General features: G+C 64.7%; 17 protein-coding genes and 1 tRNA gene. 5 read left to right on the forward strand and 13 right to left on the reverse strand.

Going from position 1 to position 16,580, the window contains the following annotated elements; translation table 11 throughout:
- Positions 1 to 32 precede the first annotated feature (32 nt).
- Positions 33 to 662: a hypothetical protein gene (locus ACQP1T_RS26760; protein ID WP_433755829.1), complete on the forward strand. Its 630-nt coding sequence runs from the start codon at positions 33 to 35 to the stop codon at positions 660 to 662.
- 435 nt (positions 663 to 1,097) lie between these two features.
- Here the strand turns inward: ACQP1T_RS26760 and ACQP1T_RS26765 are convergent, their stop codons facing one another.
- Positions 1,098 to 1,313, reverse strand: coding sequence for a hypothetical protein (locus tag ACQP1T_RS26765; RefSeq protein ID WP_433755830.1), 216 nt, complete (start codon positions 1,311 to 1,313; stop codon positions 1,098 to 1,100).
- Between the two features lie 655 nt (positions 1,314 to 1,968).
- Here ACQP1T_RS26765 and ACQP1T_RS26770 point away from each other — a divergent pair.
- From ACQP1T_RS26770 to ACQP1T_RS26780, 3 genes are all read left to right on the forward strand, one after another.
- On the forward strand, positions 1,969 to 2,379 hold the full coding sequence (locus ACQP1T_RS26770) for a flavoprotein (protein WP_433762370.1): 411 nt from the start codon (positions 1,969 to 1,971) through the stop codon (positions 2,377 to 2,379).
- A gap of 839 nt (positions 2,380 to 3,218) precedes the next feature.
- On the forward strand, positions 3,219 to 3,404 hold the full coding sequence (locus tag ACQP1T_RS26775) for a helix-turn-helix domain-containing protein (protein ID WP_327097336.1): 186 nt from the start codon (positions 3,219 to 3,221) through the stop codon (positions 3,402 to 3,404).
- 320 nt (positions 3,405 to 3,724) lie between these two features.
- Positions 3,725 to 4,978 (forward strand): hypothetical protein, encoded by a 1,254-nt coding sequence (locus ACQP1T_RS26780; protein ID WP_433755831.1) that lies wholly within the window; start codon positions 3,725 to 3,727, stop codon positions 4,976 to 4,978.
- Positions 4,979 to 5,076: 98 nt separating this feature from the next.
- Here ACQP1T_RS26780 and ACQP1T_RS26785 read toward each other — a convergent pair.
- A tRNA-Pro gene (locus ACQP1T_RS26785) sits at positions 5,077 to 5,150 on the reverse strand.
- Between the two features lie 93 nt (positions 5,151 to 5,243).
- On the reverse strand, positions 5,244 to 5,996 hold the full coding sequence (locus ACQP1T_RS26790; RefSeq protein WP_433755832.1) for an acyl-[acyl-carrier-protein] thioesterase: 753 nt from the start codon (positions 5,994 to 5,996) through the stop codon (positions 5,244 to 5,246).
- Positions 5,997 to 6,119: 123 nt separating this feature from the next.
- Here ACQP1T_RS26790 and ACQP1T_RS26795 point away from each other — a divergent pair, with 123 nt between their 5' ends.
- On the forward strand, positions 6,120 to 6,638 hold the full coding sequence (locus ACQP1T_RS26795; protein WP_433755833.1) for a hypothetical protein: 519 nt from the start codon (positions 6,120 to 6,122) through the stop codon (positions 6,636 to 6,638).
- On the opposite strand, the gene ACQP1T_RS26800 is transcribed toward ACQP1T_RS26795, so the two are convergent.
- From ACQP1T_RS26800 to xerD, 10 genes are all read right to left on the reverse strand, one after another.
- Positions 6,635 to 7,636, reverse strand: coding sequence for an LLM class flavin-dependent oxidoreductase (locus ACQP1T_RS26800; RefSeq protein WP_433755834.1), 1,002 nt, complete (start codon positions 7,634 to 7,636; stop codon positions 6,635 to 6,637). The two genes, ACQP1T_RS26795 and ACQP1T_RS26800, sit on opposite strands and share 4 nt — an antisense overlap.
- 17 nt (positions 7,637 to 7,653) lie before the next feature.
- Positions 7,654 to 7,947, reverse strand: a complete 294-nt coding sequence (locus tag ACQP1T_RS26805) for an ArsR/SmtB family transcription factor (protein WP_433755835.1) — start codon at positions 7,945 to 7,947, stop codon at positions 7,654 to 7,656.
- A 398-nt stretch (positions 7,948 to 8,345) separates the two neighbouring features.
- On the reverse strand, positions 8,346 to 9,761 hold the full coding sequence (gene der, locus ACQP1T_RS26810; protein WP_433755836.1) for a ribosome biogenesis GTPase Der: 1,416 nt from the start codon (positions 9,759 to 9,761) through the stop codon (positions 8,346 to 8,348).
- Positions 9,758 to 10,468 carry a (d)CMP kinase gene (gene cmk, locus ACQP1T_RS26815; RefSeq protein WP_433755837.1) on the reverse strand — a complete coding sequence of 237 codons (711 nt, stop codon included), beginning with the start codon at positions 10,466 to 10,468 and terminating at the stop codon, positions 9,758 to 9,760. The genes der and cmk overlap by 4 nt, the downstream gene beginning before the upstream one ends.
- Positions 10,469 to 10,500: 32 nt before the next feature.
- A complete protein-coding gene (locus tag ACQP1T_RS26820) occupies positions 10,501 to 11,379 on the reverse strand; it encodes a pseudouridine synthase (protein ID WP_433755838.1) in 879 nt (292 codons plus the stop codon).
- Between the two features lie 666 nt (positions 11,380 to 12,045).
- Positions 12,046 to 12,693 (reverse strand): SMC-Scp complex subunit ScpB, encoded by a 648-nt coding sequence (gene scpB / locus ACQP1T_RS26825; protein WP_433762371.1) that lies wholly within the window; start codon positions 12,691 to 12,693, stop codon positions 12,046 to 12,048.
- Between the two features lie 440 nt (positions 12,694 to 13,133).
- The gene (locus ACQP1T_RS26830) at positions 13,134 to 13,937 is read right to left on the reverse strand and encodes a segregation and condensation protein A (RefSeq protein WP_433762372.1); all 804 of its coding nucleotides are present in this window, start codon (positions 13,935 to 13,937) and stop codon (positions 13,134 to 13,136) included.
- A 167-nt stretch (positions 13,938 to 14,104) separates the two neighbouring features.
- Positions 14,105 to 15,049, reverse strand: a complete 945-nt coding sequence (locus tag ACQP1T_RS26835) for a ParA family protein (protein ID WP_433762374.1) — start codon at positions 15,047 to 15,049, stop codon at positions 14,105 to 14,107.
- Between the two features lie 202 nt (positions 15,050 to 15,251).
- The gene (locus ACQP1T_RS26840; protein WP_433755839.1) at positions 15,252 to 15,569 is read right to left on the reverse strand and encodes a cupin domain-containing protein; all 318 of its coding nucleotides are present in this window, start codon (positions 15,567 to 15,569) and stop codon (positions 15,252 to 15,254) included.
- A 50-nt stretch (positions 15,570 to 15,619) separates the two neighbouring features.
- A complete protein-coding gene (gene xerD / locus ACQP1T_RS26845) occupies positions 15,620 to 16,570 on the reverse strand; it encodes a site-specific tyrosine recombinase XerD (protein WP_433762375.1) in 951 nt (316 codons plus the stop codon).
- Positions 16,571 to 16,580: the final 10 nt, after the last annotated feature.

Below are 16,580 nucleotides of genomic sequence, written 5' to 3' on the forward strand. Positions count from 1 at the left end.
GTCCCGATGGTCTGCGGTCCAGAAGTTGGACAGTGATTGGCGAGAAGAATGGGGACGTCTACATCGGCCTGCGCACTGGCATGGGAGATATGAAACTCAGCCTGCACCCGGCCAAATGGCGGATGGCCCTGACCAAAGAGGCTGCCGCGGTTCGGCTGAAGCCGGACCAGGATCGCGTGTTGTCCCGGTGGAACCACACCCCAGAGTGCGCCAGAGGCTGGAGGCTCGCGGCAACGATCAACGTGCCGACATCAGCCCTCGTACCCGCTTTTCCAGAACGCTCCGTCAACAAAGTGCAATGGTTTCCAAGTCCAGGATCAGGCAAGTCGATGCGGTTCATCGTCCTTCTCGGTGCTCGTGACCGTGACGACCTGACGGTCATGAACCACATCGGTGACGTCGGTCGAATCTCGCTGGCGTCTGGCGAGGCGGTGTGGGTGATCGCCCATGAGGACGACTTTGGACCTGCGCTCGAAACCCAATATGCCATGCTTCGTGCCCGCGCCATCGAGGGTATGGCTGCGATTGACGAGGAGTGTTATGGCTGGGCGTGGGGAGAAAATAACAACGATGGCGGTCCGGTCCTGATCGAACTGAGCAATATTGGGCCTGCGAACAGAACCACGGGCAGTGACCACGTCGGGATGAATACCGATTCGTGAACGAGTTGCGGGAGGGTAAGTCAGTACGGCTGGTGTCGTGCTTGCCGAGTGACAAGCGAACTTCACACCAGCTTGCTGATACCACAAGCGTCGCAACACCTCTCGCGGCCACATCTGTCGGCTTGCCGACACACCGATTAGTAGTCTGCTCTGGCAAGCGGTGATCGCCGTTGGTAGAGATCGGCCGGTTCTCGCAGCCCGAATCAAACGCATAGGTTGTTCGGCGATGCTCGGTCGCAGGGTCTTCGCCGTCAGGTTCCTACTCACGCTAGCGGCGGCCCGCCGCTAGCCGCTTGGCTTCCAGTGCCGACGTTTGCTCGTCTCGAGGGAACCCACGTGACCGGCGACGCTGCGGCTGGCATCATCGACTGCTGCGTTGCCGGACACACAACGGCCCGACCCAGATTTACGATTTTTCTACGATTTAGCGCGGAGTCACGCCGGGAAATGATGGGACACGGCGAGCCGCCATAGGACGACCACAATCGATGTACCTGCATAAACGGGTTTTGTCGGGCTTTGTCGGTCAAAGATGGGATCCAGGCGAATCCTTGTGCCGACTTCATGACCAATAAAGAACCAGGCAGGCACCAGGATTGCAGGATGCAACTGTAGGTCCACGCCGCCGAGGTCCGCGGCGAACCCCGCCATGGTTCACCTGTTAAGCCAGGCGAACGAAGGCGATGACCAAGATCCACATTCGTGGACGCAATTCTCAACTGAACGATCTCGTCCGGGTTGTGATGCGAATCAGTTACGCCGTCCCGGACCCTACGACATTCAAGGAAGCTGCAGAGGTCAGCCGCATAAACAAGGTTGGGGATATGGGTCAGTTCCCCCTCCGGACATGAACCCCAAAAGAGGCGTGGATTTGATAATGTCAGGCGGCTGGCCGCAAGGCGCAGTACTTTGTCGAAGTCGGACGGGCGCACGCAGTGCAACGCAACTATCGGCAATCTCTGAATGCACTGCTGCGCTCAGACATGTTGCACCGCAGCGTGTTCGAAGCACGAACATCGTCCGCGAGCTGGTCGGGCACATGGCGTAGGTCCCGCCCCGACCTGTCAACCGACGACCTGGGCCGCCTTGCTCAACGGGTCGGCGCCGTTCTAGCGTAGCCACCCCGCATGTCGGCGCAGTTGCGGGCAGGCTGACACGATGGAGCGATGAACGACGAGGGAAATCCCGTCTTGTACGCCATCGTCACCGGATCGCCGCCCGCTCACGAGGTGGCAAGCTAGGCGCCCTAGCCGAAGCCGACGGGTGGGATGTATGCGTCATCGCGTCCCCGCACGGCCTTCAATTCATCGACGCCGCCGCCCTGGCCGCGAAGACGGGGCATACCGTGCGCAGCCAATACAAGGAACCCGGCGCGCCCGACGTGCTCCGACCCGCTGATGCCACGCTCGCAGCGCCGATCACCGCCAATTCGTTGGCCAAGTGGGCGGCCGGAATTTCCGACACTCTCGTACTCGGCTTGCTAGTAGAGGCTGTCGGCAAGGGTCTGCCCGTCGTGGCCGTGCCGTTCTCCAATCGAGCTCACCTCGGTTTTCCCGCAATCCAGGACGCGATCGGGAAGTTGACCGAATGGGGCGTGACCATGCTGACCAATCAGCCCCACGAGCCGGAGAACGACGCTAACCAGATCCCGCTCTTCCCATGGGAATCAGCCCGGCAGGCTCTGCTGGATCATCCGAGGAACTCACTCACGCGCTAGCCGGATACAGGGGCGCCGCCGCCAAGGTTCTCAGGCGGCTATCGCCGCGACGATGACGCAAAAGCGGATTGGTCGCCACCATCCACGTGGGCACCCGAACGAATACAGACGGTAGTCCAGCGCCAGCGTGCCGATTCGCTCCAGTCGGCGCACTTCCCTTGTCCTTCAAGGTTTCCTGGACACAGACACGTGTCTTCACCTCGATGTGACTGTGGCACTCGAACTTTCAGCGCTCCACGGGTTCCGCCGACCGGATGCGACAGCGTCTTCAAGCGCACCGTGAAGCTCTCGGCCCCGATAACCGAAAGCTTCGTTCGGCGATCGTCTTTGGCCATATCCAGCGCCAGCTCCGGTCGACGGGCAACCTCATGCTCCCCGAGTTGTCGACCGAATGTGAAGGCTGGCGCGCACATGAAAAGCGACCGCCGATACAAGATCGGTGGCGAAAATGTGGGATTTGGGGTTTCATGGAGGTTGGGGATGAATCGCGGATCGGGTGAGGAATGAGTAACCCATGTATCCACTCCCCGTTGATTCTTCCAGCGCGGCCATGCCACCAGGCACAACAGCGCTGTCCATGTTCGGGACACGGGACTCCAAACGAGGACGTATCGCTGTCAGTTGGCCCCGTCGACCGCTTGGCATCACTTCGGTCACTGGCCATGGACTGCCACTCAGTTTCGTCGGTGCGCACCGACTCCGGGGGGAGTCTTCCGGGCCACCTGTGCACCGACGAGAAGCGAATCAGCCTGTAGCACAGTCCTGTTCGGCTCATCGCGTCCTCGGCGACGAACACATCGACAGCCAGTGCACTGCGGCGGTTTCGCATGGAGACCTCGATGAGCGGTGACGTGGTCTGGCTCAGCACCGACGATGTCGCCGAACGGCTGAAGATTCCGAAGAAGACTCTTGCCGCCTGGGCGAGCGCTGGACGCGGTCCTCGATTCGCACGAATGGGACGGTACCGGCGCTATCGACTGAGCGATCTACTCGCCTGGGAGCAAGAACAACTGGACAAGACGTGACCGGCTGCTGTGTTGCTGCGCACCGAGCGCAAGGCAGTCACTCGTCCCAATTGTCCGTTGTCGCGGGCGGTTTCACCATGGAATCGCTGCAACCAGGCTGAGCATTGCCGTTGGCAGCTATTAATTAGCAAACTTTCGGGTCTTGAAAGCGAGTTTTCGATCTTCGAGACTCGTCGCTGCTGGGCATCGCTAGCCACCTCGGCCGATCAGTCAATCCGACGAAGCCACCGCACGGACCTGTCGGGCCACTTAGGTCCCCGACTCGACAAAGCGCAACACGCAGCAATCCGCACATCGAGTACCGAACGGAGAAAGCACAATTGGGCGGCAGACTCCCCAAACCAATTGGGACCTTCGGCACACCGACGAAGCCGAAGAAGCAGAAGAACGGACGCTGGCGCGCCACCGTTCGGTTCTATGGTGCCGCGGGAAGTACCCAGATCGAGCGGATCGGTGTTACCGCCGATGACGCACGCAACCGGCTCGCCGAAGCCATGCGCGACCACCGCGAACAACTGGGATCTCGGCGCATCACCCGCACCACCAAGCTGATCGATCTGGCCGCCGAACTCCTCGTCGAACTGGAGGGTGATGACGCCTACACCGACGGAAACATCGAGGACTACCGCCGCGAAATCTACGTGTCGAAAGACAAGCGTGCCGACCCCAAGACGATCAAGATCGAGAACTCCCTGGGCAACCTTCAGGTCTGGCAAGCCACGGCAGGAGAACTGGACCGGCACCTCAAACGGCTGGTGAGCCTGGGTTTACGCCGCAAAGCCAAGCAGCACAAGATCGTCCTACGCGCGATGCTGCAGATCGCCGTCCGCCACGGTGCCGTCGAGACGAACCCGATCGACGGCGTCGGCGCATTCACCCGGCGCAAAAAGCAAGCGCGCGGCAAGGTCCAAGACCAGCACGCGTTGCCCGCTTTCCGTGCCCAGGTCCGCGCGTGGGCTCGCGGTGAGGAGATCCCCGGTACGCCTGCCTACACGACCGGGCCCGCACGGGACTGGGCAGTGGTGTGGGTAATCGATGTGATCACCGGGACAGGCATGCGCCCGCACGAGGTATTCGCGCTACTACTCGACGATATCGATCTCGATGCCGAAGACCCGTATCTGGACATCACCGGAACCCTGGTCGAGCAGAAAGGCAAAGGCACCGGCGGATGGGTGCGAAAGCCCGCTCCGAAGACCGAAAACGGATGGCGCCGAATCCTGTTGCCACCACACACCATCGAGTCGATCCGCGAGGCCATCGAGCACCTGAAGACCTCCCGGCAGCCGAACCCGATGGGATTGCTGTTCCCGTCCCGAGTCGGGACACTGCGCAATCCGAACAACTTCGGCAGAACCTGGCGCGCCGCCCGCGGCGAAACCTTCGCATGGATCACACCGCGAACCTTCCGCAAGGGCGCCGCCACCGCCGTCGACCACGAGTACGACGACCCCGAGCGCGCGGCCCGCCAGCTGGGTAACACCACGGCTGTAGCGAAGGGCCACTACATCGACATCCCGGAGACGGTGCCGGACAATCGGGACGTCCTCGAGCGATGGGCACGGGGCGAATAAGCCCGAAAGTGTGAGATTAATGTGGGATCGGATCAAATCCCGACCCTCGACCTGAAAACAAAAACCCCTTCCGACCCAGGTCGGAAGGGGTTTTACTGTCGGGCTGACAGGATTTGAACCTGCGACCACCTGACCCCCAGTCAGGTGCGCTACCAAGCTGCGCCACAGCCCGTTGCGCCTGGTGTTCGGGCGCTCGGAAAGATTACCTCAGGGGAAGGTCAGACGCCGAATCGCCTGGTTATCGGTGTGGCGGGTGGGGCTGGAGTCATCGTGGGGTGACGCGGGCGGCGGCGCGGGGGTCGTCGGCTACGGCGAACCAGGCATCGAGGGTGCTGCCGGTGCGGCGGCCGACTACGCGGACCTGCTCGCCTGCCGTCAACGGTTTGGAGTATTCGATGACGGTGCGGTGGGGCCCGGAGGTGAGGTCGGTGTGCGCGGCCAGGAGTTCTTCCAGGGCGCTGAGGTAGACCGCGTTGTTGACGTGGTCGAGCCAGTCGAAATCGGCGACGCGCAAGGGGAAGGGCACTTCCTCGATGTCGGGGCCGGTGGGTAGTGGGTCGGTGAGTGCGGCTTTCCAGCGCAGGCGGTGTTCGGTGGTGCTGGCGAGCATGGGTGCCATGAAGCGGTCGCTCATGCGGGCGGGAACACCGGATTCGGTGCCGAAATGGATGAGAAATCCTTCGGTTTCGACCAGACCGCCCTTGCTGCCGCAGATCTGCACTCGCATATTGCACCAGCGGTTGGAAAGGGCCGAGCACCAGCGGCGCAGAGTGACGTGCTCGCCGAATTCGATGGGCTTCAGGACGTCGATGACGGTGCGGCGGACAACCCAGCCGCGGTGGATGTCGCCGTCCTGGACGGCCTCGAGGTGTTCGAAGCCGATGTCCTGCAGGTAACGGGCGATGGCGTCGAGACGCAGACGCTGGTCCCGGTCGGTATCGGCGAGGCGGACCGGCCAACCGGTTTCGAACGGAGTTCCGACGGTAGGGCGTTCCGGCAGCACGCTGGGAATGACCATGCACGGATAATGCCAGGTACCGCCGCCTCGGCCGCACCCCGACCCGCTCGGCGTGTCAACGGCGGCGAAGTGCTCCCGTCAGTGGCGATAGGTATTCGCACTCGGTTAAATAACGTTGAAGCTATGAGTTCCACGGCCACGCCGTGGTCGAACCAGCCCAAGGGCCTCCCGAGCAAGGAGTCCAGCGGCGGCGCAGAGCTGGCCATCGACCCGGTGATACTCACTGCCATCACGATCCCGTCGAAGCGAGGGCAGTACTATCCCGACCTCGGCATGCTCATCGGAACCAGCTTCGCGGTCCTGCTTTCGTTGGTGATGTACTTCTTCATCGCGTCCATGGGTTCGGCACCGACCGCCGGGTCGACGCCCACCGATGCCACCGCCGCCCGGGCGAACGCGGCCCAGGTCGATCACGGGCTGACCATCGGCAAGGTCACCGCCAACGATGGCAAAACGCTTGCGGTGCAAGGGATTCTGGGTGCAACGACGAACGTTCGTGTCAACCCCGATACCCGGGTGCTTGTCCTCACCGGCAGCAGCATGTCGGATGTGAGGGTCGGCGCCGCGATCGTCGTCTACGGCAATAAGGAAGCCGACGGCACCATCACCGCGAATCTGATCGTCGGCGGGTCATTGAGTTAGCGAGCGACGGGCTCGCCGATGAGACCGCCGATGAGTTCGACGGACCGGAGACGGTCATCGATTTCGGTGGCGTGATGGGCGACGATAAGTTCGTCCGCATCAATGGAATCCGCGAAATCCGCCAGGTACGAACGGACTTCGGCGGGTGTGCCGACCGCGGTGTATCGGGTCATCGCGCTGAGCTGGCTGCCGTTCGGCGAGGCGAGGAAAGCGTCGATCTCTTCATCGGTGAAGTCCGCGCCCGCCGCACCACGCCGAATCATGGCCCGGGCACGAGCACGGTAGGAGATCGTCTTCTGCGTCACCGCCGCATCGTGGTCCTCGGCCGCGAACACATTGACACCGGCCATCACATACGGCTCGGCCAGCTGCTCCGACGGCCGGAAACTGTCCCGGTAGACGGCGACCGCTTGGTGCAGTGCGTCCGGTGCGAAATGGGATGCGAAGGCATACGGCAGGCCGAGTTGCGCCGCGAGCTGCGCACCGAATAGTGACGACCCCAGAATGTAAAGCGGCACAATGCCTTCCGCGCGCGGCACGGCCTGCACACCTGGCACCCGCGAGTTGCCCGACAGATAGCCCTGCAGCTCCAGCACATCCTGTGGAAAGGTGTCCGCCGAGGAGGGATTGCGGCGCAGCGCGAACATGGTCTTCTGGTCACTGCCGGGCGCGCGGCCGAGTCCGAGGTCGATCCGCCCGGGAAACAGCGTTTCCAGCGTGCCGAATTGCTCCGCGATCACCAGCGGCGAGTGGTTGGGCAACATGATGCCGCCCGCGCCGAGTCGAATGGTCTCGGTGTGCTCAGCCACGTGACCGATGAGCACGCTGGTGGCGCTGGACGCGATCGAGCCCATGTTGTGGTGTTCGGCGTACCAGACGCGCCGATAACCGCTGCGCTCGGCGGCCCTGGCCAGCGCGACGCTGTTTTCGAAGCTGTCGCGTGCGGTGCGGCCGGGTGCGACCGACGCCAGGTCGAGGATCGACAGTGCGGTGGACATAAGACTTCCTTCGTAGCTCAGAGAACGCGGTGCAGTTCTTCGGTGAAGGCCCGGATGCGGGCTTCGTCGCGGCGGTAGTAGGTCCACTGGCCGCGTCGGGTGGCGCTGAGGAATCCGGCGCGCTGCAGGATCGCGAGGTGCGCCGATATGGTCGAGGCCGAGGTCCCGGCCTTCTGCTGGATGAGGCCGACGCACACCCCCAACTCGGCGGTGTCATCGCCTCGCACCGGGAAGTTCTCGTCCGGGTCCTTGAGCCACGCCAGGATGCGCAAGCGGGTCTCATTCGCCAATGCTTTGCACTCGTCGAGCACATCCACCTCCCTTCGGCATTTCGCTAATTAACGAATTTACGCCGGATGTGGCGGCTCGGCATCGTGACGCAGCACACGTCAGAGGAGCAGCGAACCCGCACGTTTGACGGTACGAATAATTGGTCGGGTGTCAGCGCGGCCAGCCCTACCAACCGTCGGGCAGCGCGAATCCATACAGCAGCAGGTGCGCAGACATGGATCGTGCGTGGAAGTTGTGCAGCAGTAGGGCTTCCTGTTCTTCGCTACTGGGCGTCAGCGCAGAGCAGATATATGAAGGACGTATCGTCCCGTGCCGCAAAGGCTTTCGCGACGGAACAGGCGGCGGGAGTGCAGCGCAACCGGATGACGCACCCGGGAACCGGCGCCGTTGCCAGGCAACGACGCCCGTTCCGAACGGCCTACTTCCTGCGTTCCCGCTTTTCGCGCACGCGAACCGAGATACGAACCGGCGAACCGTCGAAGCCGAACTCCTCACGCAGACGACGCTCCAGGAACCGGCGATAGCCCGCCTCCAGGAACCCCGTCGTGAAGAGCACGAAGGTCGGTGGCCGGGTGGTGGCCTGCGTCGCGAACAGGACACGCGGCAATCGGCCACCGCGCATCGGCGGCGGCGTCGCCGCGATGACTTCCTTCAGCCAGTTGTTCAGCCGACCGGTCGGGATGCGCTTATCCCACGATTCCAGCGCGGTTTCCATTGCGGGAACGAGCTTTTGGACGGCCCGACCGGTGTGCGCGGAGATGTTGACGCGCTGTGCCCACGGCACCCGGACCATATCCCGGTCGACTTCCTTGTCGAGCTGCAGGCGCCGGTCCTCGTCGACCAGATCCCACTTGTTGAAAGCCAGCACGAGCGCGCGACCGGAGTCGGCGACCATACTGATCACCCGCAGGTCCTGTTCGGTGATCGGTTCGGAGGCGTCGATCAGCATGATCGCGACCTCGGAGGCCTCCAGCGCCGCCTTGGTGCGCAGTGACGCGTAGAACTCCATGCCGCTGGCATGGGAGACCTTGCGACGCAGACCCGCGGTATCGACGAATTTCCAGATCTTGCCGCCCAATTCGACCAGCGAGTCGACCGGGTCTACGGTCGTGCCCGCGACATCGTGCACGACCGAACGCTCATCACCGGAGAGCTTGTTGAGCAGGCTGGACTTGCCGACGTTGGGCTTGCCGACCAGCGCGACCCGGCGTGGGCCGGTGCCGCCGGTGCCTTCGCGCGGGGTCTCCGGGAGGACCTCGAGGACATCGTCGAGCAGGTCACCGGTGCCGCGGCCGTGCGCGGCGCTGACCATGCGCGGCTCACCGAGACCGAGTGACCACAGCGCGGCGGCCTCGGCCTCGACGCGTTCGTCGTCGACCTTGTTGGCGACCAGGATCACCGGAATCTTGGACCGCCGCAGCTTCTTCACCGCGGCCTCGTCGGTGGCCGTCGCACCGACCACGGCGTCGACCACGAGCAGGATCGCGTCGGCGGTCTCCATGGCCAGTTCGGCCTGGCGGGCGACCGACTGCTGCAGGCCCTTGGCGTCGGGCTCCCAACCACCGGTGTCCTGCACCAGGAAACGGCGACCCGCCCAGTTCGCCTCATAGGAAATGCGGTCCCGAGTCACGCCGGGAATATCCTCGACGACGGCTTCACGACGACCGAGGATCCGGTTCACCAGGGTGGATTTGCCGACATTCGGGCGGCCGACGACCGCAACCGTCGGCATCGCGAGGTGTTCGTCGGCACCGAAGTCACTGTCGAGATCGGCTATCTCCCAATCGGATTCGTCACTCCAGACGCCATCCCCCGCGAGAACGTCTTCACTCACTGTGCCCTACCTGTCCGGCCGATCGAAACCTGCCGCACCACAACGCGGTACAGCTCGTCGATGACCTCGTCCATGTTCAGTTCGCTGGTGTCGACCTGCACCGCGTCGTCGGCCGGACGCAGTGGGGACACCGTGCGAGTGGAGTCGAGGGTGTCGCGACGCTGCACGTCGGCGAGCACACCCTCGTAGTCGTCGCCGCGGCCTTCGGCGATGTTCTGCTGGTTGCGCCGCTGCGCGCGGGCCTCGGCGGAGGCGGTGAGGTAGATCTTGGCGTCGGCATCCGGCAGCACGACGGTGCCGATATCGCGCCCCTCGACCACGATTCGCTGTGCGGCGGAGGCGATTTCACGCTGCAACGCGACGAGCAGATCACGCACCTCGGCCACGGCGGACACCGCGGACACCGCCTTGGTGACGGCATTGCCACGGATCTCCGAGGAGACGTCCTCACCGTCGAGCAGGATCAGCTCGCGGCTGGGATCGGTGCCGATGGTCAGCGGAAGTTCCTTCACCGCGGCGCCGATCGCTGCCGAATCGGTCAACTCGACACCGGCCCGCAGCACCCGCAGCGTCGCGACGCGGTACATCGCGCCGGTATCGAGATAGCTGGCGTCGAGCCGCGTGGCCAGGCGCCGCGACACGCTGGACTTGCCGGTGCCCGAGGGCCCGTCCATGGCAACGACCAGCGGCGTGCTGCCTTCAACCATCGCAGGGACCTCCACGGGAATCTCTACACCGTTCACAACGACACCGCCTCGTAAAGTTTGCCGACTTCATCGCGGCCGATCACGCGCAGCGTGCCAGGCCGTTGGTCGCCCAATGCGACCGGACCGATATTGGTGCGCACCAACCGGGTAACCGGATGGCCGACCGCGTCGAGCAGTCGGCGCACGATGTGCTTGCGCCCTTCGTGCAACACGATCTTGACCAGCGAACGTCCCTCGCCCAGCTCGAGCACCTGGAACCGGTCGACCTTGGCCGGACCGTCGTCGAGTTCGACACCGTCGCGCAGGCGCTTGCCGACCGACTTGTGCACCTCACCGTTTACCGTCGCCAGATAGGTCTTCGGCACCTGGAACGACGGGTGCATGAGCCGGTGCGCGAGGTCGCCGTCATTGGTGAGCAAAAGCAGACCTTCGGTGTCGGCGTCCAGCCTGCCGACATGGAACAGACGCTGACCGGCCGCGATGCGCTCGGCGACGATATCGCCGACACACGGGCGGCCCAGATCGTCGGACATGGTCGACTGCCAGCCCTTGGGCTTGTTCAGCGCGATATGGACCAGTTCCTCACGCACCATCACGCGGGTGCCGTCTACGCGGACCACGGCGTGCTGCGGATCGATCCGCAGGCCCTGTTCGGTGACGATCGCGCCGTCGACCTCGACCCGGCCCTGGGCGATCATCTCCTCGGCGGCGCGGCGCGAGGCGACACCGGCCTTGGCGAGAACCTTCTGCAGCCGCTCGCCCTCGCCCCACGGCAACTTCTCGTGGCCGCCCTCGGCGGGCTGGTCGACGTGCTGTTTCTTGGCGGGCTTGGCGTTGCTCAGCAGCGGGGCGGAGACGACCTTCTTCTGCGGCTTCGGATTCTTGGGCTTCTTCCCGACAGGCGCGGACATCGCTGCAGACGTCGTCCGGCGCGACGGATTGCCTTGCTGCGCAGCGCCTCCCGGTGCGTAGCCGCGCGAAGCACCGGTGCGTGATGTCGAACCGCCTTGTCCGCCAGCACGATACGCGTCGGCACGCGAACCACCATGATCGGAACCGCCCTGCGAACCCCGATAGCCTGAGCCGCCCTGCGAGGAACCCCGTCGATCGGAGCCACGCTCGCCGGAACCGCGATAGCCGCCTTCACCCTGCGACGAACCGCGATAACCACCCTGCGACGAGCCACGTCGATCAGAACCGCGCTCGGCAGAGCCGCGATAGCCGCCTTCACCCTGCGACGAACCGCGATAACCACCCTGCGACGAGCCACGTCGATCAGAACCGCGCTCGGCGGAACCGCGATAGCCGCTTTCACCCTGCGAGCGGTAGCCGCCACGCGAGGAGCCGCGCTGATCGTCCTGCGACGAACCGCGGTAACCACGATCGCCGCCTTCTGAACTCCCCCGGTATCCCCCTTGCGAGGAGCCGCCCCATGCGGCCCCGCGCTGGGTGCCTCCCCGTTGCGCCGAACGCGTATCGCGTGCGTTTCGGCCTGCGCCGCCCCTGGCGGGCTGGTCGCTTCTGGTCCTACGATCCGGTGTGCCATCTCGGCGAGCGGGCGTATTCATATTGTCCTGTCAGTCTTCTTCGGTACCGAGATCCAAATCGGTCTCGGCGGATTTCTTCAGCCTGGTGTAACGGGGGTCCGTGTCCAGGCTCTCGTTGATCTCGTCGATCAGGTCGACGCCCGGCAGCAGGGGCGCCAGTGGCGGCAGATCGGACAGCGATGCGAGTCCGATCCGCTCCAGGAACAGTTCGGTCGTGCAGTACTGCGTACCGTTCGTTTCCGGGTCGACTCCGGCCTCGGCGATCAATCCGCGAGCCAGCAAGGTTCGCATCACGCCGTCGACGTTCACGCCGCGCACCGCGCTGACCCTGGTCCGGGTCACCGGTTGGCGGTATGCCACCACCGCCAATGTTTCCAAAGCGGCCCTGGTCAATTTCGACCGAGCGCCGTCGAGCAGCATCCGTTCCACATACGGCGCGTACTCGCTGCGAGTATAGAAGCGCCACCCGTCACCTACGAAACGCAGATCGATGCCACTGGCCCGCGCGGACAGTTCCGCGGCCATTTCGTGCAGCGCCCGCTCCACCCGCACCGGTTTGTCCTGCAACGCGTCGGCCAGCAGTTCTACCGGGGCCGGAGCGTCCACGATGAGCAGCATCGCCTCCAACGCCGACCGGAATTCATCGTCATCCAGCGGTTCGGGCGTGAACTCCGCCACGTCGTCGCCGGAACCGGCGCTGTCTTCGGTCTTCGTCGCCCGGGTGGTCTTCGCCACCCGGCCGGATACTGCGGCTACCTGGCCACCACCGGTGGCAGGCGGCGCATCGCTTCGGCCTTTTACAAACCCGTCACCATCAGTGCTCGGCGCTGCCTGCTCGCTGGCGCCCGACCCAGCCGTGCCCGAAGAATCGGTCTTCACGATTGGACTACTCACAGCCTCCGCCGCACCAGCACTGCCGTCGGATCCTGGCACGCCCGCCTGCGCGACGCCTTCGATGCCCTCATCACCAGGCGACGCCACCTCGTCGCCCGATTCCGCCACGCCTGCGTCGTCGCGCTGCGCGATCAGCGCACGGTCATCACCATCGACTTGCTCGTTCACGACCGCGTGCTCGATGCCATTGTGCTCGAGGGGTGTCGCATCGTCGGTGCGCTCACTCACCCGTAGTCCTCCTCGATGGTCACGATGTCTGCGGTCTCGTCCTTGGGGTCGCCGATCCAGCTGATCGAGAGCGGGCCGAGCGGGTCGGGCTGGTCGAACTCGATCGTTTTGCCCCGGTACAGCTCGAGCAGTGCCAGGAAGCGGGCGACGATCTGGATCGGCACATCGCAGTCGGCGACCAGTTCGCCGAAGGTCGTCCAGCCACCCGGTCCGCGCAGTTTGAGCTGCTCGAGCACGAGCGCGGCCTGTTCGGCGACCGAGAAGGCGTGCTGGTGCAGATGGTCCAGTCCGACCCGCGGCGCCGGGCGCGGCCGGAAGGCCGTTGCGGCGATCGCGGCGAACTGATGTGCGTCAACTCCCAGCGTAACCTCGGGCAAGAGGTCGGCGTAGCGGTCCTCCAGTCCGACCGCGCGCGGGTAGCGCCGCAACGCGACCGCTTCCAGTTCCCCGAGCAACTCGGCTACCTGTTTGAACGCCCGATATTGCAGCAGCCGCGCGAAGAGCAGGTCGCGCGCCTCGAGCAGTTCGAGATCCTCGGCGTCGGTCACCTCACCGGAGGGCAGCAGTCGCGCTGCCTTGAGATCCAGCAATGTCGCCGCGACCACCAGGAATTCGGTGGTCTGATCCAGGATCTTGTCCGCACGCAACGCCTGCTGCCCGATGCTGGCGGTCAAAGCCTTTGTGTAGGCGATGAATTCGTCGGTCACCTGATGCAACGCGACCTCGGTGACATCGAGTTTGCGCGAACTGATCAGGTTCAACAGCAGATCGAACGGCCCCTGGAAGTTGCTCAGCCGCAGCTGGAACCCGGATGTCTGCGCCGTCGGCTCGCTGCCGCCAGGTCTACCGGGCGGATCGTCCGCGGCGGACGCGGCACGCCCGGCGTCGGAGTCCCGATCGACGAACTCATCAGACCCCGAGCCGAGCGTATCCGTGTTCGTCGATGGCGCCGGTTCCGTACCGCCGATCACCGGCCGGACCGGTGGATGACTTCCCGCGCCATCGCCCGATATGCTTCGGCCCCACTGGATTTCGGCGCCCACGTGGTGATGGGTTCACCCGCGACGCTGGCGTCCGGAAATCGCACGGTGCGTGCGATCGCCGTGTCGTACACCAGGTCGCCGAACACCTCGACGACGCGCGCCATGACCTGACGCGAATGTAGTAGCCGCGCATCGAACATGGTGACAACGATGCCGTACAGGCTCAGCCGCGGGTTCAGGCGGTCCCGCACCTTCTCCACGGTGTCGTTGAGCAGGGCAAGCCCGCGCAGCGAAAAGTACTCGCACTCCATCGGAATGATCACGCCATCGGAGCAGGCCAGCGCATTCACCGTGAGCAAACCGAGCGACGGCTGGCAGTCGATGAGGATGTAGTCGTAGCGATCACGCACCGATTCCAGCGCACGACCCAACGTCTGCTCCCGGCCGACCTCGTTCACCAGCTGGATCTCCGCCGCGGACAGATCGATATTGCTCGGCAGCAGATCCAGATTCTCGACGCGGGTCTCCATCAGGACCTCGTCGATCGTGACCTTGGATCCGATGAGCAGGTTGTGCACGGTCATATCGAGATCGTGGTGGGCCACACCCAATCCCGCCGACAGCGCACCCTGCGGATCCAGGTCCACCAGCAGCACCCGCCGACCGAACTCCGCGAGCGCGGCGCCCAGGTTGATGGTCGAGGTGGTCTTGCCGACGCCACCCTTCTGATTGCACATCGCGACGATCAGCGCATCACCGTGATGGTCGACCGGCGGTGGATCGGGTACGACACGCAGCGGGCGCCCGGTCGGGCCGAGGGTCGCATCGTCGGGGACGGGTTCGGCGCCTTCGCCCCACAGCGTTTCCGCCGCGGCTGCCGAGTACGGACCCGTCCGGGGACCCGTAAGCGGCTGCGCCCCAGCACTCATCGGCGGCTCTGCCGCACCGGCTGTCGTCACGATCCGCTGCTCCTTATACGTTCCTGCCCGTTGCCTTCGCCGCCTCCGGCATCATCTGCCCGAGCGTAGCGAGGCCGATCAGGGCCCGACCTCGCTTTCGTGCGGTCCAGCTCTCGATAGACGCTACCGCTTGACGGCGCAAGACCCACGCTCGGACACGCGACACCCGCGTTTACCTGCGCGGGCGGCCACTCCCCCTACGCCAATCGTGGAGTTCATCCATGCTGTCCCAATCCGCCTCACCCCGAGCGATACGACCGAGCTGCCGGAAGTACTCGAACCGGACGATACCGGGTGTGAGGACCGCGAAGAACTCGGCGGGACCGTCCGCGGACGCCCCGAAGGCATGCACAGTGTCCGGCGGAACCACCACCGGACCACCTTTCGCGACCGCGTGATGCTCGCCATCGACCAGGAATTCCATTGTCCCGTCCAGGACATAGAAGATTTCCGTGGACTTCGTGTGATGGTGCGGCCTGGTCCAACTCACGGATCATCGGTAAACCCAAGCGCGGCACGCGGAACAGCGCGCTAGCCGGGTCAGCGAGCGCGGGGGTGAGCGGTGGCCCAAACCTCACGAAGCGTGTTCACAGTGACCAAGGTGTAGATCTGCGTGGTCGTCACCGAGGCATGGCCCAGAAGTTCTTGGACCACCCGCACATCCGCGCCCCCGTCGAGCAAATGCGTTGCGAAGGAATGACGCAGCGTATGCGGCGAAACCGTGGCCCCGATGCCCGCCCGCTCGGCGGCGGTCTGCAAAACCTGCCAGGCACTCTGCCGCGACAACCGTCCACCGCGCGCATTCAGAAACAGTGCGCCCGCAGTTCCTTTCCCGTTCGCGGCGAGCACCGGCCTACCCCGCACCAGGTACGCATCGACCGCCGCCAGCGCGGGCCTGCCGATCGGAACCATGCGCTGTTTGCCGCCCTTGCCGTGCAACACAACAGCCCGTTCCTCGGTATCGAGATCGTCCACATCGAGCCCGACCATCTCCGAAATCCGCGCCCCGGTCGAATACAGCAGCTCGAGCAATGCCCGATCGCGCAATCCGCGCGGCCCGCCGTCGGTTCCAGGCCCATTCGCGTCATCGATCGGCCCGCCCCCCGCGGCCGCCAGCAACCGCAATACCTGGTCGTATGGCAGCGCCTTCGGCAATCGCCGTCCGGGCGTAGGCGGTTTCACCGCATGCGCGACATCGGTACTCGTCACACCCTCCGCCGCGGCGAAACGATGCAGCCCCCGCACCGCGATCAGCGCACGAGCGACCGAACTCGCGGCCAGCGGCGGATGCGTCCGACCACCCGCCCGCAGCACCATCGTGAACTCCGCGACATCGGATTCGGAAACCTGCTCCAATGCCGTAATCCCGCGCCCGGTGAGGAAATCCCGATACCGAACGAGATCGCGACGGTACGCACCGAGGGTGTTGCGGGCGGCGCCGCGCTCGACCGCAAGATGATCGAGGTAGGCGTCTACCTCCCGCGCGAGCACCACCCGGACC

Source organism: Nocardia sp. CA-135398, from assembly GCF_050955845.1.
Classification (GTDB): domain Bacteria; phylum Actinomycetota; class Actinomycetes; order Mycobacteriales; family Mycobacteriaceae; genus Nocardia.